The following is a 19,729-nucleotide window of genomic DNA, read 5'->3' as shown; positions in this document are numbered from 1 at the left end:
GCCGGGCCTGTGGATAAGTCAACCGCAATCCGAAAGTACTACTGGACCGGGCCCTCGATGGCCTCGGAGGTCAGCAGTCCGGCGTTGATCTCGCGCAGGGCGATCGAGAGCGGCTTCTCGTGGACGTGGGTGTCGACGAGCGGACCGACGTACTCGAGGAGACCCTCGCCGAGCTGCGAGTAGTACGCGTTGATCTGACGGGCACGCTTGGCCGCGTAGATCACGAGGCTGTACTTCGAGTCGGTGGCCTCGAGAAGCTCGTCGATCGGAGGGTTGATGATGCCCTCGGGCGCGGTGATGGAAGAGGACACGCTCTGCCTTCCGATGGATGGGAAAGAATCAGTCGGTGTGACCGGCCTGCGTGACCGATCGGTGTGACCGGTCCGTGTGACCGATCGGTGTGACCGGTCTGCGCACGCGAACGCGCAACGGTCACGATCACACAACGTCCATCAAGGCTAGCAGCTCGCGAGCCACGTCCTTGACGGAGGTGTTGACCAGGGTCACGTCGAACTCCGGCTCGGCCGCCAGTTCGGTCCTGGCCGCGTCGAGGCGGCGCTCGATGACCTCGGGCGGCTCGGTCCCCCGGCCGGTGAGCCTGCGCACGAGCTCCTCCCAGGAGGGCGGAGCCAGGAACACCAGCTGGGAGTCGGACATCGACTCGCGGACCTGCCGGGCGCCCTGGAGATCGATCTCCAGCAGCACGGGCTCGCCTCTCTCCAGCCGCTCCTGCACGGCCACGCGGGGCGTGCCGTACCGGTTGCCCGCGAACTCGGCCCACTCCAGCAGCTCGCCGTTGGCGATCAGCTTGTCCATCTCCTCGTCGGTGACGAAGAAGTAGTGGACTCCGTGCTGCTCACCGGGGCGGGGCTTACGGGTGGTAGCCGACACCGAGAGCCAGACCTCGGGGTGTTCCTTGCGCATATGGGCGACGACCGTGCTCTTGCCGACCCCAGAGGGGCCGGAGAGCACGGTCAGCCGCGGACGTTCACTCATGCAGCGATTATTCCAGCAATCCCGGGGTGCCCGGGACTCCCGAGTCCGGCGAAGACCGGACTCAGGAACCGGTGCTGCCGAACTCACGCTCCAGGGAAGCGATCTGGTTGGAACCGAGACCGCGCACACGGCGGCTCTCGGAGATGCCCAGACGCTCCATGATCTGCTTGGCGCGGACCTTGCCCACGCCGGGCAGCGACTCGAGCAGCGCGGAGACCTTCATCTTGCCGATGACGTCGTTCTCCTGGCCCTGCTTGATGACCTCGTGCAGGGAGGCGCCGGAATGCTTGAGTCGATTCTTGACCTCGGCCCGCTCCCGGCGAGCCGCGGCGGCCTTTTCGAGCGCGGCTGCGCGCTGTTCAGGGGTAAGGGGCGGAAGAGCCACGCCTACGTCACCTCGGATGTCGAACTGTCGGATACGGACCGGTGAGGAACCTAGTCGCCCCACACCTGGGGAGCTACGAGCAACACGCTTGCCCGGTCTCCCCCACCTGCGTAGAGGGCGCGGGAGGTGCCCCCACAGCTCGGAGACTAGCGGGCAAGTCCGCCAGAGTCAGCGAGAACAGCGGAAAAGTCCTGGTCAGCCTCCGCCAGGCCGGACATTTCAGACATATTGCCCCTGATTTGAGGATGTATTCACACTCAAGTCGTCCCGCCGCGGCCTGCCGGAACGCACAAAGGCGGGATCAGGCACCCTCGACGGCGGCCCGGATCTCCTGCGCGAACCGCTCCGTGACCGCCCGCAGCGCTCCGACGTCGGGACCGTGACGCAGAACACCCCTGCTGACGTTCGGCACCACGTTGCGCGCCGCCGCCCCGAACACGCGCGGAAGATCGGCCGCGGTCGCTCCCTGCGCCCCGACGCCGGGGGCGAGGAGGGGACCGTTGATGTCGAGGTCGTACGAGGACAGGTCGCCCACCGTGGCGCCGACGACCGCGCCGAAGGAGCCCAGCGGCTCCTCGCCCGCGTTCTCGGCGGCCAGGTGCGCGAGCATGGTCGCCCCGACGGTGCGCCCGTCGGCGCGGACCGCGTGCTGGACCTCCGGGCCCTCGGGGTTCGATGTCAGTGCCAGCACGAACAGGCCGGTGCCGGTCTCCCGGGCCAGGGCCACGGCGGGGCTGAGCGAGCCGTAGCCGAGGTAGGGCGAGACGGTGAGGGCGTCCGAGAACAGCGGGGCGTCCTTGTGCAGGAAGGCCTCGGCGTACCCGGCCATGGTCGAGCCGATGTCGCCGCGCTTGGCGTCCATCACGACGAGGGTGCCGGCCGCGCGGGCCTCCTGGACCGTCTTCTCCAGGACGGCGACGCCCCGGGAGCCGAACCGCTCGAAGAAGGCGGCCTGCGGCTTGATGACGGCGACCCGGTCGGCCACCGCCTCGACGACCGTGCGGCTGAACCGCTCCAGACCGGCGACGTCGTCGTTCAGGCCCCACTCGGCGAGCAGCGAGGAGTGCGGGTCGATGCCGACGCACAGCGGGCCGCGCTCGTCCATCGCGCGGCGCAGCCGGGCGCCGAAGGGCTCGTACGAGGTCATGCGGGCTTCCTCACGTCGGCGCCGACCGCGTCGGCGAGGGTGGCGTACGGGCTGGTGCGCAGGCGCGCGGCGAGGCCCTTGTGGACGGCGCGGCACCAGAAGGGGCCCTCGTAGACGAAGGCGCTGTAGCCCTGGACGAGCGTGGCGCCGGCCAGGATGCGCTGCCAGGCGTCCTCGGCGGTCTCGACGCCGCCGACGCCCACCAGGGTGATCCGGTCGCCCACGCGCGCGTACAGGCGGCGCAGGACCTCCAGGGAGCGCTCCTTGAGCGGTGCGCCGGACAGGCCGCCGGTCTCCTGCACGAGCGCGGGTGCGGACCGCAGGCCCAGGCCCTCGCGCGCGATGGTCGTGTTGGTGGCGATGATGCCGTCCAGGCCCAGTTCCACGGCCAGGTCGGCGACGGCGTCGATGTCCTCGTCGGCGAGGTCCGGGGCGATCTTCACCAGGAGCGGCACGCGGCGGCCGGCGACCGTGCGGTCGGCGGCCTCGCGCACGGCGCTCAGCAGCGGTCGCAGCGCCTCGGTGGCCTGGAGGTTGCGCAGGCCGGGCGTGTTCGGCGAGGAGACGTTGACGACCAGGTAGTCGGCGTACGCCGCGAGGCGCTCGGCGGACTTCACGTAGTCGGCGACGGCGTCCTCCTCCGGCACGACCTTGGTCTTGCCGATGTTGACGCCGACGACGGTCCTGAACACGGGCTCCCGCGAGGCCAGGCGGGCGGCGACCACGAGCGAGCCCTCGTTGTTGAAGCCCATGCGGTTGATCAGCGCACGGTCCGCGACGAGGCGGAACAGCCGCTTCTTGGGGTTGCCGGGCTGGGCCTCACCGGTGACCGTGCCGATCTCGACGTGGTCGAAGCCGAGCATCGACATCCCGTCGATCGCGACGGCGTTCTTGTCGAAGCCCGCGGCGAGCCCGAAGGGCCCGTGCATGCGCAGCCCGAGGGCCTGGGTGCGCAGTTCCTTGTACCGGGGCGCGAGCACGGCCGCGACGAAGGTGCGCAGCACGGGGATCCGCACGGCGAGGCGGATCCAGCGGAAGGCCAGGTGGTGGGCCTGCTCGGGGTCCATCCGCTTGAAGACGAGGTTGAAGAAGATCTTGTACATGGGTGTCCTCACGGAAAGGGGGACACCGTTTCCGGTGCCCCCCTCCGGGCTGCTAGTCGCGGGCCGCGGTCAGGTGTTCCGCGTGTTCCTGGAGCGAGCGGACGCCCACGTCACCGTGGTTGAGGGCGTCGATGCCCTGGACTGCCGCGGCGAGCGCCTGGACGGTCGTCAGGCACGGGACCGAGCGCGCCACCGCCGCCGTACGGATGTCGTAGCCGTCGAGGCGGCCACCGGTGCCGTACGGGGTGTTGACGATGAGGTCGACCTCGCCGTCGTGGATCAGCTGGACGATGGTCCGCTCGCCGTTCGGGCCGGGGCCCTCGGACTGCTTGCGGACGATCGTGGCGTTGATGCCGTTGCGCTTGAGGACCTCGGCCGTGCCGGAGGTGGCCATCAGCTCGAAGCCGTGGGCGACCAGCTCGCGCGCCGGGAAGATCATCGAGCGCTTGTCGCGGTTGGCGACCGAGATGAACGCGCGGCCCTTGGTGGGCAGCGGGCCGTACGCACCCGCCTGCGACTTGGCGTACGCCGTGCCGAAGACGGAGTCGATGCCCATGACCTCGCCGGTGGAGCGCATCTCCGGGCCGAGGACGGTGTCCACGCCGCGGCCCTGGATGTCGCGGAAGCGCGACCACGGCATCACGGCCTCCTTGACGGAGATCGGCGCGTCCAGGGGCAGTTCGCCGCCGTCGCCGTTCGCCGGCAGCAGGCCCTCGGCGCGCAGCTCGGCGACGGTCGCGCCCAGCGAGATGCGGGCGGCGGCCTTGGCGAGCGGCACCGCGGTCGCCTTCGAGGTGAAGGGGACCGTGCGGGAGGCGCGCGGGTTGGCCTCCAGGACGTAGAGGATGTCGCCGGCCATCGCGAACTGGATGTTGATCAGACCGCGTACTCCCACACCGCGCGCGATGGCCTCGGTGGAGGCGCGCAGGCGCTTGATGTCGAAGCCGCCGAGGGTGATCGGGGGCAGGGCGCACGCCGAGTCGCCGGAGTGGATGCCGGCCTCCTCGATGTGCTCCATGACGCCGCCGAGGTACAGCTCCTCGCCGTCGTACAGGGCGTCGACGTCGATCTCGATCGCGTCGTCCAGGAAGCGGTCGACGAGGACCGGCCGGGAGGGGCTGATCTCGGTCGACTCGGCGATGTAGGAGGCGAGGCGGGTCTCGTCGTAGACGATCTCCATGCCGCGCCCGCCGAGGACGTACGACGGCCGGACCAGGACCGGGTAGCCGATCTCGTCGGCGATGGCCTTGGCCTCCTCGAAGGTGGTGGCCGTGCCGTGCTTCGGGGCCGGAAGGCCCGCCTCGGCGAGGACGCGGCCGAAGGCGCCGCGGTCCTCGGCGGCGTGGATCGCCTCGGGCGGGGTGCCCACGATCGGCACGCCGTTGTCCTTCAGGGCCTGCGCGAGGCCGAGCGGGGTCTGGCCGCCCAGCTGCACGACGACGCCCGCGACCGGCCCGGCGAGGGACTCCGCGTGGACGATCTCCAGCACGTCCTCCAGCGTCAGCGGCTCGAAGTACAGGCGGTCGGAGGTGTCGTAGTCCGTGGAGACGGTCTCCGGGTTGCAGTTGACCATCACGGTCTCGTACCCGGCGTCGGACAGCGCGAAGGAGGCGTGGACGCAGGAGTAGTCGAACTCGATGCCCTGGCCGATGCGGTTGGGGCCGGAGCCCAGGATGATCACCGCGGGCTTCTCGCGGGGCGCGACCTCGCTCTCCTCGTCGTAGGAGGAGTAGAAGTACGGCGTCTTCGCGGCGAACTCGGCGGCGCAGGTGTCGACCGTCTTGTAGACCGGGCGGATGCCGAGGGTGTGCCGGACCTCGCGGACGACGTCCTCGCGCAGGCCCCGGATGTCGGCGATCTGCTGGTCGGAGAAGCCGTGCCGCTTGGCCTCGGCGAGCAGCTCACGGGTCAGCTCGGGGGCCTTTGACAGCTCGTCCGCGATCTCCTTGATCAGGAAGAGCTGGTCCACGAACCACGGGTCGATCTTGGTGTACTCGAAGACCTCCTCGGGCGTGGCGCCCGCGCGGATGGCCTCCATGACCGTGTTGACCCGGCCGTCCGTGGGCCGTACGGCCTCGCGCAGCAGCTCGTCCTTCTCGCCGGTCTCGCCGGTCTCGCCGACGAAGGTGAACTGGCTGCCCTTCTTCTCCAGCGAGCGCAGCGCCTTCTGGAAGGCCTCGGTGAAGTTGCGGCCGATGGCCATGGCCTCGCCGACCGACTTCATGGTCGTGGTCAGCGTGGAGTCGGCCTGCGGGAACTTCTCGAAGGCGAAGCGCGGGGCCTTGACGACCACGTAGTCGAGCGTCGGCTCGAAGGAGGCCGGGGTCTCCTGCGTGATGTCGTTCGGGATCTCGTCGAGCGTGTAGCCGACGGCCAGCCGCGCGGCGATCTTGGCGATCGGGAAGCCGGTGGCCTTGGAGGCGAGCGCCGAGGAGCGGGAGACGCGCGGGTTCATCTCGATGACGATCACGCGGCCGTCCTCGGGGTTCACCGCGAACTGGATGTTGCAGCCGCCGGTGTCGACGCCGACCTCACGGATGACGGCGATGCCGATGTCGCGCAGGATCTGGTACTCGCGGTCGGTCAGCGTCATCGCGGGCGCGACGGTGATCGAGTCACCGGTGTGCACGCCCATGGGGTCGAAGTTCTCGATGGAGCAGACGACCACGACGTTGTCGTGCTTGTCGCGCATCAGCTCCAGCTCGTACTCCTTCCAGCCGAGGATGGACTCCTCCAGGAGGACCTCGGTGGTCGGCGAGAGGGTGAGACCCTGGCCGGCGATGCGGCGCAGCTCCTCCTCGTCGTGGGCGAAGCCGGAGCCGGCGCCGCCCATGGTGAAGGAGGGGCGGACGACGACGGGGTAGCCGCCGAGCGTGTCGACGCCCGCGACCACCTCGTCCATGGTGTGGCAGATGACCGAGCGGGCGGACTCGCCGTGGCCGATCTTGGCGTTGACGGCCTCGACGACGCCCTTGAACAGCTCGCGGTCCTCGCCCTTGTGGATCGCCTCGGGCTTGGCGCCGATCAGCTCGACGCCGTACTTCTCCAGCACGCCGTTGTCGTGCAGGGAGATGGCGGTGTTCAGGGCCGTCTGGCCGCCCAGGGTGGGCAGCAGGGCGTCGGGGCGCTCCTTGGCGATGATCTTCTCGACGAACTCGGGAGTGATCGGCTCGACGTAGGTGGCGTCGGCGATCTCCGGGTCGGTCATGATCGTCGCCGGGTTGGAGTTGACGAGGATCACGCGCAGGCCCTCGGCCCTGAGCACGCGGCACGCCTGGGTGCCGGAGTAGTCGAACTCCGCGGCCTGGCCGATGACGATCGGGCCGGAGCCGATGACCAGGACGGACTGGATATCGGTGCGCTTAGGCACGCTGGCCCTCCATCAGGGATACGAAGCGGTCGAACAGGTAGGCGGCGTCGTGCGGGCCCGCTGCCGCTTCGGGGTGGTACTGGACGGAGAAGGCCGGCTGGTCGAGCAGCTGCAGCCCCTCCACGACGTCGTCGTTCAAGCAGACGTGGGACACCTCGGCGCGGCCGAACTTCGTGTCGCTGACCTTGTCGAGCGGCGCGTCGACGGCGAAGCCGTGGTTGTGCGCGGTGACCTCGACCTTGCCGGTCGTACGGTCCTGGACCGGCTGGTTGATGCCCCGGTGGCCGTACTTCAGCTTGTAGGTGCCGAAGCCGAGGGCGCGGCCGAGGATCTGGTTGCCGAAGCAGATACCGAAGAGCGGGGTCCTGCGCTCCAGGACGGCGGTCATCAGGGCGACCGGGCCGTCGGCCGTGGCGGGGTCGCCGGGGCCGTTGGAGAAGAACACGCCGTCGGGGCTGACGGCGTAGACGTCCTCGGCGGTCGCCGTCGCGGGCAGCACGTGCACCTCGATGCCGCGCTCGGCCATGCGGTGCGGGGTCATGCCCTTGATGCCGAGGTCGATCGCGGCGACGGTGAACCTCTTGTCACCGATCGCGGGGACGACGTAGGCCTCCTTGGTGGCGACCTCTTCGTACAGCGAGGCGCCCTTCATGTGCGGCTGGGCCTGCACGCGCCGGAGCAGCTCGGCCTCGGCGGCGATGGCCTCGCCGGAGAAGACGCCGGCGCGCATGGAGCCGCGCTCGCGCAGGTGGCGGGTGAGGGCGCGGGTGTCGATCCCGCAGATGCCGACCACGTTCTGGGCGACCAGCTCGTCGTCCAGGGAGCGCTTGGCGCGCCAGTTGGACGGCACGCGCGCGGGGTCGCGCACGACGTAGCCGGAGACCCAGATGCGGCTCGACTCGTCGTCCTCGTCGTTCCAGCCGGTGTTGCCGATCTGCGGGGCCGTCGCGACGACGATCTGGCGGTCGTACGACGGGTCGGTCAGGGTCTCCTGGTAGCCGGTCATGCCGGTGGAGAACACGGCCTCGCCGAAGGTCTCCCCCACGGCCCCGTAGGCGCGGCCGCGGAAGATGCGGCCGTCCTCCAGGACGAGTACGGCGGGAACCTGGGCGGCTCCCCTGGTGGAGGTCGTCATCGTGCGCCTTCCGTGTCGTTGATCATGTGGTTGAGGGTGTCGACCCACTCGGTGTGCTCGGCCGCCCGGTCGGAGCGGAAGCCGGAGTCGATCTCCTTGTCGCCGAGCGCCCAGGTCACGACCAGCAGTCCGCCCTCGGTGAGGACCTTGCCGGCGATGCCCTTGTCGAGGCGGGCTCCGCGCAGTGCGGCGGCGGGGACGAAGAAGTCCCGCGCTCCGGGGCGCTCGACCTCCAGGCCCGCGTCCGTCAGGGTGAGCTCGACCCGGCTGCGGGTGCCGAGGCCGTGGGCCACGATGCGGTCCAGCCACTGCCCGGCGGTGGTGGAGCCGTGGTAGCGGCCGCTCAGCTTCAGTTTCGCCGGGCCGGTCTCCTGCGGCGCGCCAGGCAGCGCGGGCAGGTCGCTCTGGAGGGTGCCGCGCCACTTCCAGCCCTCGCGCATCAGCCAGTAGACGAGCGCGACGAAGAGGGCGAGGCCGACGAGCCAGCCGATGCGGCCGCCCCAGTCGGTCACCTCGGCGGACTTCTTGTCGGCCGCCAGGGTGGTGGCGAGTCCGGCGGCCAGCGCAGTTGCAGGTGTCACGAGAGCTTCCCGTCGATGAGCGTCGCCTTGCCCCGCAGCCACGTGTGGGTGACTCGGCCCGGCAGTTCGCGTCCCTCGTACGGGGTGTTGCGGCTGCGCGAGGCGAAGCCCGCGGGGTCCACCTGCCCACGGTATGCCGGGTCGACGAGGGTGAGGTTCGCGGGCTCGCCGGCCGAGACGGGCCGTCCGTGCCCCTTGGCCTGCCCGATCCGGGCGGGCCCCACGGACATGCGGTCGGCGACGCCGGCCCAGTCCAGCAGGCCGGTCTCGACCATGGTCTCCTGGACCACCGACAGAGCGGTCTCCAGACCGACCATGCCCATGGCCGCGGCGGCCCACTCGCAGTCCTTGTCCTCGTGCGGGTGCGGGGCGTGGTCGGTGGCGACGATGTCGATCGTGCCGTCGGCGAGCGCCTCGCGCAGGGCCAGCACGTCGCGCTCGGTGCGCAGCGGCGGGTTGACCTTGTAGACCGGGTTGTAGGTGCGCACCATCTCGTCGGTGAGGAGCAGGTGGTGCGGGGTCACCTCGGCGGTGACGTCGATGCCGCGGGACTTGGCCCAGCGGACGATCTCGACGGAGCCCGCGGTCGACAGGTGGCAGATGTGGACGCGGGAGCCGACGTGCTCGGCGAGCAGGACGTCCCGGGCGATGACCGACTCCTCGGCGACGGCCGGCCAGCCGCCCAGGCCCAGTTCGGCGGAGACGACGCCCTCGTTCATCTGGGCGCCCTCGGTCAGCCGCGGCTCCTGCGCGTGCTGCGCGACGACCCCGCCGAAGGCCTTCACGTACTCCAGGGCGCGGCGCATGATCACGGCGTCGTCGACGCACTTGCCGTCGTCGGAGAAGACGGTGACACCGGCGGCGGAGTCGTGCATGGCGCCGAGTTCGGCGAGCTTCTTGCCATCGAGGCCGACGGTGACGGCGCCGATGGGCTGCACGTCGCAGTAGCCGTGCTCCTGGCCGAGCCGGTAGACCTGCTCGACGACACCGGCGGTGTCGGCGACCGGGAAGGTGTTGGCCATGGCGAACACGGCGGTGTAGCCGCCGGAGGCCGCCGCGCGGGTCCCGGTGAGCACCGTCTCGGAGTCCTCACGGCCCGGCTCGCGCAGGTGGGTGTGCAGGTCGACCAGGCCCGGCAGCAGCACCTTGCCGGCCGCCTCGACCACCTCGGCGCCCTCGGCGCCGAGTCCGACGCCGACCTCGGCGATCGTCCCGCCGTCGATCAGGACGTCCTGCGGCTCGCCGCCGAGCACCTTCGCACCACGGATCAGGATCTTGCTCATGGGGTCTTACTTCTCCTCGTTGGTGCGGGCGTGGCTGACGGCGGGTTCGTTGCCGCCCAGCAGCAGGTACAGGACGGCCATCCGGATGGAGACGCCGTTGGTGACCTGCTCGACGACGGTGCAGCGCTCGGAGTCGGCGACCTCGGCGGTGATCTCCATGCCGCGGACCATCGGGCCGGGGTGCATCACGATGGCGTGCTCGGGCATCTTCGCCATGCGCTCGCCGTCGAGGCCGTAGCGCCTGGAGTACTCGCGCTCGGTCGGGAAGAACGCGGCGTTCATGCGCTCGCGCTGGACGCGGAGCATCATCACCGCGTCGGACTTGGGCAGCACGCTGTCGAGGTCGTACGACACCTCGCAGGGCCAGGTCCCGGCGCCGACCGGCACCAGGGTGGGCGGGGCGACGAGGGTGACCTCGGCGCCGAGGGTGTGCAGCAGGTCGACGTTGGAGCGGGCGACCCGGCTGTGCAGGACGTCGCCGACGAGGGTGACCCGCTTGCCGGACAGGTCCTGGCCGAGGCCGGCGTCCCGGCCGATCAGGCGGCGGCGCATGGTGAAGGCGTCCAGCAGGGCCTGGGTGGGGTGCTGGTGGGTGCCGTCGCCGGCGTTGATGACGGGGGCGTCGATCCAGCCCGAGGTGGCGAGGCGGTACGGGGCGCCGGAGGCGCTGTGCCGGATGACGACGGCGTCCACGCCCATCGCCTCCAGCGTCTGAGCGGTGTCCTTGAGGGACTCGCCCTTGGAGACGCTCGACCCCTTGGCCGCGAAGTTGATCACGTCGGCGGACAGCCGCTTCTCGGCGGCCTCGAACGAGATCCGGGTGCGGGTCGAGTCCTCGAAGAAGAGGTTGCAGATCGTGCGGCCGCGCAGGGTCGGCAGTTTCTTGATCGGCCGGTCGGCGACCCGGGCCATCTCCTCGGCGGTGTCGAGGATCAGGACGGCGTCGTCGCGGGTGAGGTCGGCGGCCGAGATGAGATGACGCTGCATCTGTCAGGCTCCGTAAGGCAGTTCAATCGGGAGGACAAGGGCAAACCGGGACGCGTGTCGGCATGCCGAAGCTGCCGTGCGCGCCTGGCTCGCTACTGGCCGGTCGGCTTCACACCGAGCAGCACGGTGTCCCGACCGTCCTCCTCGGAGAGCTGGACCTTGACCGTCTCCCGCAGCGACGTGGGGAGGTTCTTGCCGACGTAGTCGGCACGGATGGGCAGTTCGCGGTGGCCGCGGTCGACCAGGACCGCGAGCTGCACCGCGCGCGGGCGCCCGATGTCGTTCAGGGCGTCGAGGGCCGCGCGGATGGTGCGGCCCGAGAAGAGCACGTCGTCGACGAGGACGACCAGACGGCCGTCGATGCCGTCACCGGGGATCTCGGTGCGGGCCAACGCACGCGGCGGGTGCATGCGCAGGTCGTCGCGGTACATGGTGATGTCGAGCGAGCCGACGGGAACCTTGCGGTCGGTGACCTGCTCCAGCTTGACGGCGAGCCGCTGGGCGAGGAAGACACCCCGGGTCGGGATGCCGAGGAGCACCACGTCGTCGGCGCCCTTGGCGCGCTCGACGATCTCGTGGGCGATGCGGGTCAGCACGCGTGCGATGTCGGGGCCTTCGAGTACGGGCCGGGCATCGGGCGCGGACGGGTTCGCGTGCGAGTCGTGCGGGCTCGTGCGCGAGTCGTGCGGGTTCGCGTGCGCGTCGTGCGTGTTCGTGTCGTGCGTGTCCATACGAAACGGACCCCCTTCTCCGCCTCACGGGACGGACCTTAAAGGACGTCGGAATTGCGCCATCCACGGTAGCAGGTCGCCCAGGGGCCCCCGATCACCCCCCTGTCACCCGGTCGGCCCAATCGGGCCCCGCTACCACGGAAGAGTCGGTGTGGACCATTCGGCTTGACGCATGAGAGTCACGCTGCGTAACCTCACAGTGAGTTACCAGCCGCGCGGCGGGATCACTGCCGATCGCGTCGACACAGTGTCCGGGGAGCTATATGTCCAGCGAATACGCCAAACAGCTCGGGGCCAAGCTCCGGGCCATCCGCACCCAGCAGGGCCTTTCCCTCCACGGTGTCGAGGAGAAGTCCCAGGGGCGCTGGAAGGCCGTGGTGGTCGGTTCGTACGAGCGCGGCGACCGCGCCGTCACCGTGCAGCGTCTTGCCGAGCTGGCCGATTTCTATGGCGTTCCCGTGCAGGAGCTGCTGCCGGGCACCACGCCGGGCGGCGCCGCCGAGCCGCCGCCGAAGCTGGTCCTCGACCTGGAGCGGCTGGCCACGGTGCCGGCCGAGAAGGCGGGCCCGCTGCAGCGCTACGCGGCGACGATCCAGTCGCAGCGCGGTGACTACAACGGCAAGGTGCTCTCGATCCGCCAGGACGACCTGCGCACCCTCGCCGTCATCTACGACCAATCCCCCTCGGTCCTCACCGAGCAGCTGATCAGCTGGGGTGTCCTGGACGCGGACGCGCGCCGCGCCGTGGCCACGCACGACGAGGGCTGAGCCCCTTCACACCAGCGCAGAAACGTGCCGCCGGGGTGGCCGGAACTTCACGGTTCCGGCCACCCCGGCGGCCTTTTACGACCGTGCGGGCGCCTTCCGGGCACCGGGGCGCCGGACATGCCGGCCGGACATGCCAAAGGGGCGCGGGGACTGCGCGACAAGCCACGGAATGACCCGCAGCCGCCCGGTACCGCAGTCCCACGGCGCCCCTGTGGCGATATTCGGCTAGTCCCTGCGGAGCGAGGGCTTCAGCTCCTTCAGGCGGCCCAGCAGACCGTTGACGAACGAGGGCGACTCGTCGGTCGAGAACTCCTTCGCCAGCTGCACCATCTCGTCCAGCACGACGGCGTCCGGGGTCTCGTCGACCCAGATCAGCTCGTACGCGCCAAGACGCAGGATGTTGCGGTCGACGACCGGCATCCGGTCCAGCGTCCAGCCCACCGCGTACTGGGCGATCAGGTCGTCGATGCGCCGCTCGTGCTCCGCGTAGCCCTCGACCAGCTGCATCGTGTACTCGCTCACCGGCGGCTGCCGGGTGTCGCTGCGCGACAGCCGGACCCAGTCGGCGAGGACCGTGAGGACATCGGCGCCGCGCTGGTCGCTCTCGAAGAGGATCTGGAAAGCGCGCTTGCGGGCCGTGTTGCGGGCAGCCACGGTTAGCTGTTCACCCGGCCGAGGTAGTCGCTCGTGCGGGTGTCGACCTTGATCTTCTCACCGGTGGTGATGAAGAGCGGGACCTGGATCTGGTGGCCGGTCTCCAGGGTGGCGGGCTTGGTGCCGCCGGTGGAGCGGTCGCCCTGGACGCCCGGCTCGGTCTCCTGGATGACCAGCTCGACGGCGGCGGGCAGCTCGACGAAGAGAACCTCGCCCTCGTGCTGCGCGACGGTGGCGGTGAAGCCCTCGATCAGGAAGTTGGCGGCGTCGCCGACGGTCTTGCGGTCGATCATCAGCTGGTCATACGTGTCCATGTCCATGAAGACGAAGTACTCGCCGTCCATGTACGAGAACTGCATGTCGCGCTTGTCGACAGTGGCCGTCTCGACCTTGACGCCGGCGTTGAAGGTCTTGTCGACCACCTTGCCGGACAGCACGTTCTTGAGCTTGGTGCGCACGAAGGCCGGGCCCTTGCCGGGCTTGACGTGCTGGAACTCGACGACGGACCAGAGCTGGCCGCCTTCGAGCTTGAGCACCAGGCCGTTCTTGAGGTCGTTCGTGGAAGCCACGGTTGCGGAATCTCCTGGACTGACGTACGACCCAGGGTCACGCGCTACAGCGCGAGCAGCTCCTTGGTCGTGATGGTGAGTAGCTCGGGTCCGCCGTCCGCCTCGGGGCGTACGACGAGCGTGTCATCGATCCGGACACCGCCCCGGCCCGGGAGGTGAACCCCCGGTTCGACGGTGACCGGCACGCAAGCGTCCAGTTTACCCATGGCTGCGGGGGCCAGCTGCGGGTCCTCGTCGATTTCGAGTCCGACCCCGTGCCCGATGAGCGGTGGCAGTGCTTCCGCATAGCCCGCGGAGTCCAGCACCTGGCGTGCCGCCCGGTCCACGTCGCGGTAGCCCGCGCCGGGCGTCAGGGACTCACGCCCGGCGCGCTGGGCAGCGAAAACGAGGTCGTACAGCTCGATCTGCCACTCGGCGGGAGAGGTGCCGATGACGAACGTACGGCCGATCTCGCAGCGGTAGCCGCGGTAGGTGGCGCCCAGACACACGGAGAGGAAGTCGCCCTCCTCCACCCGGCGGTCGGTGGGACGGTGACCGCGCCGGCCGGAGTTCGGGCCGGTGGCCACGGACGTCGGGAAGGCGGGCCCGTCGGCCCCGTGGTCGACCAGGCGGCGCTCCAGCTCCAGGGCGAGGTGCCGTTCGGTACGGCCGACCAGGATGGATTCCAGCAGCTCACCGAGGGCCTGGTCGGCGATCTCGGCGCCGATGCGCAGGCAGGAGATCTCCTCCTCGTCCTTGACGACCCTGAGCTGCTCGACGGCCGTGGCGAGGTCGGCGAGGCGGAGGGCGGGGGCGATGGAGGCCAGGGCTCTGTGGCGGCGGACCGTGAGGTGGTGCTCCTCGACGGCGAGGGTGTCGGCGTCCTGGGCGGCGACGAGTTCGGCCGCGGCGAGGGCCGGGTCGGCGCCGGGTGAGGACAGGACGTGCACCCGCAGGTTCTCGTCCGGCCGGCCTTCGTAGGGGCGGTCCTCCGGCGGGCTGGTGCACACCAGGAGGTCCTCGCTCCTGCCGAGGAGCAGGACTGAGTGCTGCGGGGCGGCTGCTGCCAGGTAGCGCACGTTGGCGGGGCGGGAGACGAGCCCTGCCGTGCAGCCGGCGGCATTGAAGTGCTCTCTCAGCCGGGAGCGGCGGGTCGCGTACACCTCTGACATGAGATGAGCGTAGAAGTTTTGACCGGTTTGCGCGTGTTTGCGGGGGCCGAGTGGGGTTTGGGGGGGCGGGGCGGGGTCCGTGGGGGGTGGTGGAGGTTGTGTGCCGGGTGCGGGTTTGTGGGGCGGGGCGGGGTCCGTGGGGGGTGGTGGAGGTTGTGTGCCGGGTGCGGGTGGGTGGGGCGGGGTCCGTGGGGGGTGGTGGAGGTTGCGTGCCGGGTGCGGGATTGTGGGGCGGGGCGGGGTCGGTGGGGGGTGGTGGAGGTTGTGTGCCGGGTGCGGGATTGTGGGGCGGGGCGGGGTCGGTGGGGGGTGGTGGAGGTTGCGTGCCGGGTGCGGGATTGTGGGGCGGGGCGGGGTCCGTGGGGGGTGGTGGAGGTTGCGTGCCGGGTGCGGGATTGTGGGGCGGGGCGGGGTCCGTGGGGGGTGGTGGAGGTTGCGTGCCGGGTGCGGGTGGGTGGGGGTTGGTCGCGCAGTTTCCCGCGCCCCTAGGGTGTTGCAGGCCAGCCCTGCGCGGAGGGACAGGGCGCTGGTCGCGCCCACGCGGCGGAGCCGCATATCGACGCAGCCCCGCGCCCCTAGGGTGTTGCAGGCCAGCCCTGCGCGGAGGGACAGGGCGCTGGTCGCGCCCGCGCGGCGGAGCCGCACATCGACACAGCCCCGCGCCCCTAGGGTGTTGCAGGCCAGCCCTGCGCGGAGGGACAGGGCGTTGGTCGCGCCCGCGCGGCGGAGCCGCACATCAAGCACAGCCGCGCGCCCCCAGGGGGTTGCACGCACCGCACATCAGCGCAGCCGCGGGCCCCGCCCGGTCGGTTACCAGGTCGGGGGGCTTGCTATTGCTCGGGAGAGGACCTCGTCGAGGATGCGGGCGGTGCCGGGGACGTCGAGTTGGGAGTTGTCGATGATCGGCAGGCCCGAGCCGTACCAGCCGGCCATGCGGCCGTGGATACGGGCGACCTCCTCGTCGGTGAGGCGGCGGTTACCCGTGCGTTCGGCGTTGCGCTCCAGGACGATGTCGAGGCCGGGGAGCAGGACGACGGGGAGCAGGCCGGGGCCGACGTGGCGCTTCCAGCCGCCGAGGCCGACGACCGGCCGGTCCGGGAAGACGGCGTCGTCGAGGATGCAGGAGATCCCGTTGGCCAGGAAGTTCCGGGCGGCGAAGCCGCAGGTGCGGCGGGCCAGGCGGTACTGGGCCTCGGAGTGGTCGTTCCAGCCGGACTGGGGGTCGGCGAAGCCGGAGCGGACCCATTCGCGCACGTCGTCGAGGCTGATGTGGGCGGTGGGGACCCGGCGGTGGTCGGCCCAGTACTTGGCCACGCTGGTCTTGCCCGCGCCCGCCGGGCCGATCAGGAGCACGGCCAGGGTGGTGTGCGTCGGGTCGGGGACGGAGGCCGCGGTGGGGGGTGCGGTGGGCACGCCGACCGGGCCGCCGGGCGGAAGCGGCACATGGCCCGTGCCGTCCGGTCCCGGTGGTGCCTGCGGGGCGGGTGACGCGGCGGGGTGCCGCGGGACCGGGGGCGGCATGGGCACCGGCGGGACGGATCCGGTGGGCACGCCTGCTCCGGCTCCGGGAAAGCGCGGCCCCGGTGGCGGCGGGGGCAGGGGTGCGGGACCCTGGGGGATTCCCGGGTGGGGACCCGGGTGATGTGCGGCCGACGCCGAGCCGGCGTGTGGTCCCTGCCCCTGCTGGTGGGGCGGCGGCAGCGGAGACCCCACTGCGTGCTGCATCCGTTGCCACTCCATCTCGTACACACATTCGGCGCCGGAAGGCGGGTACGGAGCCCGCTCCCTACCGAACGGTACCGCCCCCGGCCGTCGTTTGGTGAACGACCGGGGGCGGCGTGAAGTGCCCGGACCGGGAAGGGAATCGGGCGCAAGGAACAGCGGGGGACGTAACGGCCCGCCGCCCCGGGGGGCCTTACTGCCCCACTTCTCCGTACGCGGCGAGCAGGACGGCGGGGTCCGGGCCCTCCAGGACCGTGGGCTTGGCCAGACCGTCGAGGACGATGAAGCGCAACACGTCGCCGCGGGACTTCTTGTCGACCTTCATGGTCTCCACGAGCCTCGGCCACTGGTCGTAGCGGTAGGTCAGCGGCAGGCCGACGGATTCGAGGATCGTGCGGTGCCTGTCCGCCGTCGCGTCGTCCAACCGGCCCGCCAGACGGCCGAGTTCGGCGGCGAAGTGCATGCCGACGGCGACCGCGGCACCGTGCCGCCACTTGTAGCGCTCGTTCTTCTCGATGGCGTGGGCGAGCGTGTGGCCGTAGTTGAGGATCTCCCGGCGGCCCGACTCCTTCAGGTCGTCGGAGACGACATCGGCCTTCACGCGGATGGAGCGCTCGATCAGCTCGGCCGTGTGCGGGCCCTGCGGAGAGCGCGCGGCCTCGGGGTCGGCCTCGATGAGGTCCAGGATCACCGGGTCGGCGATGAAGCCGGCCTTGATGATCTCGGCGAGCCCGGAGACGTAGTCGTTCACCGGCAGCGAGTCCAGCGCGGCGAGGTCGCACAGGACGCCGGCCGGCGGGTGGAAGGAGCCGACCAGGTTCTTGCCCTCGGCGGTGTTGATGCCGGTCTTGCCGCCGACCGCCGCGTCCACCATGGCCAGCACGGTGGTGGGGACCACGATCCAGCGCACTCCGCGCAGCCAGGTCGCCGCGACGAAACCGGCGAGGTCCGTGGTCGCGCCGCCGCCGACGCCGACGATCACGTCGGAGCGGGTGAAGCCGGACTGGCCGAGCGCCTTCCAGCAGTAGGCGGCGACCTCGGCGGTCTTGGCCTCCTCGGCGTTCGGCACCTGGATGGCGACCGCCTCGTAGCCCTGCTCGGCCAGGTCGGCGCGGAGCGCGTCGCCGGTCTCGGCGAGCGCCTCGGGGTGGATCACCGCGACCCGCTTGGCCTTTGAGCCGATCAGCCCGGCCAGCTCGCCCAGGAGCTGCCGGCCCACCAGCACCTCGTAGGGGTCGGTACCGGCCGTGCCGGCGACCTGGATCCTGGTGACTGCCTCGCTCATGCTTCCTTCAACTCCAGTGCGTCCAGCGCTGCTTGGGTGACCTCTTCGGGGCTGCGCCCTTCGGTCGGTACGACGGCCGTGGCGACCTCTTCGTACAGGTGCCGCCGGGCCTCCATCAGTTCGCGCCACTGCTTGCGCGGGTTGACGGCGAGCAGCGGCCGGGCCACGCCCAGGCCGGTGCGCCGGACGGCCTCCTCGACGTCCATCGAGAGGTAGACGACCCGCTGCCCGGCGAGCAGCGCGCGGGTGTCCGCGTCGAGGATCGCCCCGCCGCCGAGCGCGAGGACCCCCGCGTGCTCGGCGAGGGCGGTGGCTACCGCCCGCTTCTCGACGGCCCGGAAGGTGTCCTCGCCGTCGTCCACGAAGATCTCGGCGATGGTGCGGCCCTCGGCGGCGACGATGTCGTCGTCGGTGTCCCGGTAGCCGAGCCCGAGCCGCCCGGCCAGCAGGTGCCCGACGGTGGACTTGCCCACGCCCATCGGGCCGACCAGGACGACCGCAGGCACGGCGCTCATCCGATCTTCAGGTTGTCGAGGTACGACCGCACGTTGCGGCGGGTCTCGGGGACGGAGTCGCCGCCGAACTTCTCCGCGACCGCGTCAGCGAGGACGAGCGCCACCATGGCCTCGGCGACGATGCCGGCGGCCGGGACGGCGGAGACGTCGGAGCGCTGGTGGTGGGCCTGGGCGGCCTCGCCGGTGGTCACGTCCACGGTCTTCAGGGCGCGCGGCACGGTCGCGATCGGCTTCATCGCGGCCCTCACCCGCAGCAGCTCGCCGGTGGACAGGCCGCCCTCGGTGCCGCCGGCGTGGCCGGAGACGCGGCGGATGCCCTCGGGGGTGTTGACGATCTCGTCGTGCGCCTTGGAGCCCGGCACCCGGGCCAGCTCGAAGCCGTCACCGATCTCGACGCCCTTGATCGCCTGGATGCCCATCAGGGCACCGGCGAGACGCGCGTCCAGCTTGCGGTCCCAGTGCACGTGCGAACCGAGGCCGACCGGGACGCCGTACGCCAGCACCTCGACCACGCCGCCGAGCGTGTCGCCGTCCTTGTGGGCCTGGTCGACCTCCGCGACCATCGCCTTCGAGGCGTCCGCGTCCAGGCAGCGCAGCGGATCCGCGTCCAGCTTCTCCACGTCGGCCGGCGTGGGGTACACGCCCTGCGGGGCCTTCACGGAGCACAGTTCGACGACGTGCGAGACGATCTCGATGCCCGCCGTCTCCTTCAGGTACGACCGGGCGACGGCGCCGAGCGCGACACGCGCGGCGGTCTCGCGGGCGGAGGCGCGCTCCAGGATCGGACGGGCCTCGTCGAAGCCGTACTTCTGCATGCCGGCGAGGTCGGCGTGGCCGGGGCGGGGCCGGGTCAGCGGCGCGTTGCGGGCGAGGCCCGCCAGGATCTCGGGGTCGACCGGGTCGGCCGCCATGACCTGCTCCCACTTGGGCCACTCGGTGTTGCCCACCATGATCGCCACGGGAGAGCCGATGGTGAGGCCGTGCCGGACGCCGCCCAGGAAGGTGACCTCGTCGCGTTCGAACTTCATCCGCGCACCGCGGCCATAACCGAGCCGCCGCCGCGCGAGGTGGTCCGCCACCATCTCCGTGGTGATCGGCACGCCGGCGGGAAGGCCCTCCAGCGTCGCGACGAGTGCGGGACCGTGGGACTCCCCCGCGGTCAGCCAACGCAGCCTGCTCAACGGTGCTCCTCCGTGTTCGCGCCCGGTACTGCCCTGCGTACGCACGTCCTCGCGTACGGCGACGACACGACCGGGTGCGCGATTCCGGCCTGCCACTGCCGATCCTCCCACGTCGGGGGCCACAACCGGCCCCCGGTCCAGCAGACGGGACGTCGGCGACAGAAACG

19 protein-coding genes are annotated in these 19,729 nt (G+C 71.0%); 1 reads left to right on the top strand and 18 read right to left on the bottom strand.

The window, feature by feature from the left end; all coding sequences use genetic code 11:
• Nucleotides 1–38: 38 nt before the first annotated feature.
• The 11 genes from rpoZ to pyrR all read right to left on the bottom strand — a co-directional run bounded on the left by rpoZ (nucleotide 39) and on the right by pyrR (nucleotide 11,718).
• Entirely contained in the window at nucleotides 39–311 is a 273-nt protein-coding gene (gene rpoZ / locus ACGFYV_RS01490) for a DNA-directed RNA polymerase subunit omega (protein ID WP_030810584.1), read from the bottom strand.
• Between the two features lie 127 nt (nucleotides 312–438).
• Nucleotides 439–996 carry a guanylate kinase gene (gmk, locus tag ACGFYV_RS01485; RefSeq protein WP_393876278.1) on the bottom strand — a complete coding sequence of 186 codons (558 nt, stop codon included), beginning with the start codon at nucleotides 994–996 and terminating at the stop codon, nucleotides 439–441.
• 61 nt (nucleotides 997–1,057) lie between these two features.
• Nucleotides 1,058–1,381 carry an integration host factor gene (locus tag ACGFYV_RS01480; RefSeq protein WP_003977346.1) on the bottom strand — a complete coding sequence of 108 codons (324 nt, stop codon included), beginning with the start codon at nucleotides 1,379–1,381 and terminating at the stop codon, nucleotides 1,058–1,060.
• Between the two features lie 301 nt (nucleotides 1,382–1,682).
• Nucleotides 1,683–2,528, bottom strand: coding sequence for an orotidine-5'-phosphate decarboxylase (gene pyrF, locus ACGFYV_RS01475; protein ID WP_393876277.1), 846 nt, complete (start codon nucleotides 2,526–2,528; stop codon nucleotides 1,683–1,685).
• Nucleotides 2,525–3,631: a quinone-dependent dihydroorotate dehydrogenase gene (locus tag ACGFYV_RS01470; RefSeq protein ID WP_393876276.1), complete on the bottom strand. Its 1,107-nt coding sequence runs from the start codon at nucleotides 3,629–3,631 to the stop codon at nucleotides 2,525–2,527. The genes pyrF and ACGFYV_RS01470 overlap by 4 nt, the downstream gene beginning before the upstream one ends.
• Nucleotides 3,632–3,683: 52 nt before the next feature.
• Nucleotides 3,684–7,001: a carbamoyl-phosphate synthase large subunit gene (carB, locus tag ACGFYV_RS01465; protein WP_393876275.1), complete on the bottom strand. Its 3,318-nt coding sequence runs from the start codon at nucleotides 6,999–7,001 to the stop codon at nucleotides 3,684–3,686.
• Complete coding sequence (gene carA / locus ACGFYV_RS01460) at nucleotides 6,994–8,136, bottom strand: glutamine-hydrolyzing carbamoyl-phosphate synthase small subunit (RefSeq protein WP_393876274.1); 1,143 nt, start codon at nucleotides 8,134–8,136, stop codon at nucleotides 6,994–6,996. The genes carB and carA overlap by 8 nt, the downstream gene beginning before the upstream one ends.
• Nucleotides 8,133–8,717 carry a hypothetical protein gene (locus tag ACGFYV_RS01455; RefSeq protein ID WP_393876273.1) on the bottom strand — a complete coding sequence of 195 codons (585 nt, stop codon included), beginning with the start codon at nucleotides 8,715–8,717 and terminating at the stop codon, nucleotides 8,133–8,135. The genes carA and ACGFYV_RS01455 overlap by 4 nt, the downstream gene beginning before the upstream one ends.
• Nucleotides 8,714–10,000: a dihydroorotase gene (locus tag ACGFYV_RS01450; protein WP_393876272.1), complete on the bottom strand. Its 1,287-nt coding sequence runs from the start codon at nucleotides 9,998–10,000 to the stop codon at nucleotides 8,714–8,716. Before ACGFYV_RS01450 ends, ACGFYV_RS01455 begins: the two co-directional genes overlap by 4 nt.
• 6 nt (nucleotides 10,001–10,006) lie before the next feature.
• Nucleotides 10,007–10,987 carry an aspartate carbamoyltransferase catalytic subunit gene (locus tag ACGFYV_RS01445; protein WP_393876271.1) on the bottom strand — a complete coding sequence of 327 codons (981 nt, stop codon included), beginning with the start codon at nucleotides 10,985–10,987 and terminating at the stop codon, nucleotides 10,007–10,009.
• A gap of 92 nt (nucleotides 10,988–11,079) precedes the next feature.
• Nucleotides 11,080–11,718, bottom strand: coding sequence for a bifunctional pyr operon transcriptional regulator/uracil phosphoribosyltransferase PyrR (gene pyrR / locus ACGFYV_RS01440; protein WP_393876270.1), 639 nt, complete (start codon nucleotides 11,716–11,718; stop codon nucleotides 11,080–11,082).
• A gap of 263 nt (nucleotides 11,719–11,981) precedes the next feature.
• Between pyrR and bldD the strand changes: the two genes are divergently transcribed.
• Nucleotides 11,982–12,485, top strand: coding sequence for a transcriptional regulator BldD (gene bldD / locus ACGFYV_RS01435; RefSeq protein ID WP_003988955.1), 504 nt, complete (start codon nucleotides 11,982–11,984; stop codon nucleotides 12,483–12,485).
• A 225-nt stretch (nucleotides 12,486–12,710) separates the two neighbouring features.
• Here the strand turns inward: bldD and nusB are convergent, their stop codons facing one another.
• The 7 genes from nusB to aroC all read right to left on the bottom strand — a co-directional run bounded on the left by nusB (nucleotide 12,711) and on the right by aroC (nucleotide 19,562).
• On the bottom strand, nucleotides 12,711–13,139 hold the full coding sequence (gene nusB, locus ACGFYV_RS01430) for a transcription antitermination factor NusB (protein WP_393876269.1): 429 nt from the start codon (nucleotides 13,137–13,139) through the stop codon (nucleotides 12,711–12,713).
• 2 nt (nucleotides 13,140–13,141) lie between these two features.
• On the bottom strand, nucleotides 13,142–13,708 hold the full coding sequence (efp, locus tag ACGFYV_RS01425) for an elongation factor P (RefSeq protein WP_189188033.1): 567 nt from the start codon (nucleotides 13,706–13,708) through the stop codon (nucleotides 13,142–13,144).
• A gap of 44 nt (nucleotides 13,709–13,752) precedes the next feature.
• Nucleotides 13,753–14,859, bottom strand: a complete 1,107-nt coding sequence (locus ACGFYV_RS01420; protein WP_393876268.1) for an aminopeptidase P family protein — start codon at nucleotides 14,857–14,859, stop codon at nucleotides 13,753–13,755.
• Nucleotides 14,860–15,669: 810 nt separating this feature from the next.
• Nucleotides 15,670–16,584 (bottom strand): Pro-rich N-terminal domain-containing protein, encoded by a 915-nt coding sequence (locus ACGFYV_RS01415; protein WP_393876267.1) that lies wholly within the window; start codon nucleotides 16,582–16,584, stop codon nucleotides 15,670–15,672.
• Nucleotides 16,585–16,774: 190 nt separating this feature from the next.
• On the bottom strand, nucleotides 16,775–17,866 hold the full coding sequence (gene aroB / locus ACGFYV_RS01410) for a 3-dehydroquinate synthase (protein WP_393876266.1): 1,092 nt from the start codon (nucleotides 17,864–17,866) through the stop codon (nucleotides 16,775–16,777).
• The gene (locus ACGFYV_RS01405; RefSeq protein ID WP_393876265.1) at nucleotides 17,863–18,381 is read right to left on the bottom strand and encodes a shikimate kinase; all 519 of its coding nucleotides are present in this window, start codon (nucleotides 18,379–18,381) and stop codon (nucleotides 17,863–17,865) included. Before ACGFYV_RS01405 ends, aroB begins: the two co-directional genes overlap by 4 nt.
• Nucleotides 18,378–19,562 carry a chorismate synthase gene (aroC, locus tag ACGFYV_RS01400; RefSeq protein WP_393876264.1) on the bottom strand — a complete coding sequence of 395 codons (1,185 nt, stop codon included), beginning with the start codon at nucleotides 19,560–19,562 and terminating at the stop codon, nucleotides 18,378–18,380. Before aroC ends, ACGFYV_RS01405 begins: the two co-directional genes overlap by 4 nt.
• Nucleotides 19,563–19,729 lie beyond the last annotated feature (167 nt).

The sequence above is a fragment of the Streptomyces sp. NPDC048297 genome, assembly GCF_043201585.1.
In the GTDB taxonomy this organism is placed as follows: Bacteria; Actinomycetota; Actinomycetes; order Streptomycetales; family Streptomycetaceae; genus Streptomyces.
Note: the sequence above shows the minus strand (reverse complement) of the source record. Positions and strands in the feature narration are given on the sequence as shown.

Excerpts from the sequence above, each read along its gene's own strand:
- bldD (WP_003988955.1), top strand. The coding sequence starts at position 11,982 with ATGTCCAGCGAATACGCCAAACAGCTCGGGGCCAAGCTCCGGGCCATC.
- aroB (WP_393876266.1), bottom strand. The coding sequence starts at position 17,866 with ATGAGCGAGGCAGTCACCAGGATCCAGGTCGCCGGCACGGCCGGTACC.
- ACGFYV_RS01415 (WP_393876267.1), bottom strand. The coding sequence starts at position 16,584 with ATGCAGCACGCAGTGGGGTCTCCGCTGCCGCCGCCCCACCAGCAGGGG.
- ACGFYV_RS01405 (WP_393876265.1), bottom strand. The coding sequence starts at position 18,381 with ATGAGCGCCGTGCCTGCGGTCGTCCTGGTCGGCCCGATGGGCGTGGGC.
- ACGFYV_RS01420 (WP_393876268.1), bottom strand. The coding sequence starts at position 14,859 with ATGTCAGAGGTGTACGCGACCCGCCGCTCCCGGCTGAGAGAGCACTTC.
- ACGFYV_RS01450 (WP_393876272.1), bottom strand. The coding sequence starts at position 10,000 with ATGAGCAAGATCCTGATCCGTGGTGCGAAGGTGCTCGGCGGCGAGCCG.
- carA (WP_393876274.1), bottom strand. The coding sequence starts at position 8,136 with ATGACGACCTCCACCAGGGGAGCCGCCCAGGTTCCCGCCGTACTCGTC.
- pyrR (WP_393876270.1), bottom strand. The coding sequence starts at position 11,718 with ATGGACACGCACGACACGAACACGCACGACGCGCACGCGAACCCGCAC.
- ACGFYV_RS01445 (WP_393876271.1), bottom strand. The coding sequence starts at position 10,987 with ATGCAGCGTCATCTCATCTCGGCCGCCGACCTCACCCGCGACGACGCC.
- pyrF (WP_393876277.1), bottom strand. The coding sequence starts at position 2,528 with ATGACCTCGTACGAGCCCTTCGGCGCCCGGCTGCGCCGCGCGATGGAC.
- ACGFYV_RS01470 (WP_393876276.1), bottom strand. The coding sequence starts at position 3,631 with ATGTACAAGATCTTCTTCAACCTCGTCTTCAAGCGGATGGACCCCGAG.
- gmk (WP_393876278.1), bottom strand. The coding sequence starts at position 996 with ATGAGTGAACGTCCGCGGCTGACCGTGCTCTCCGGCCCCTCTGGGGTC.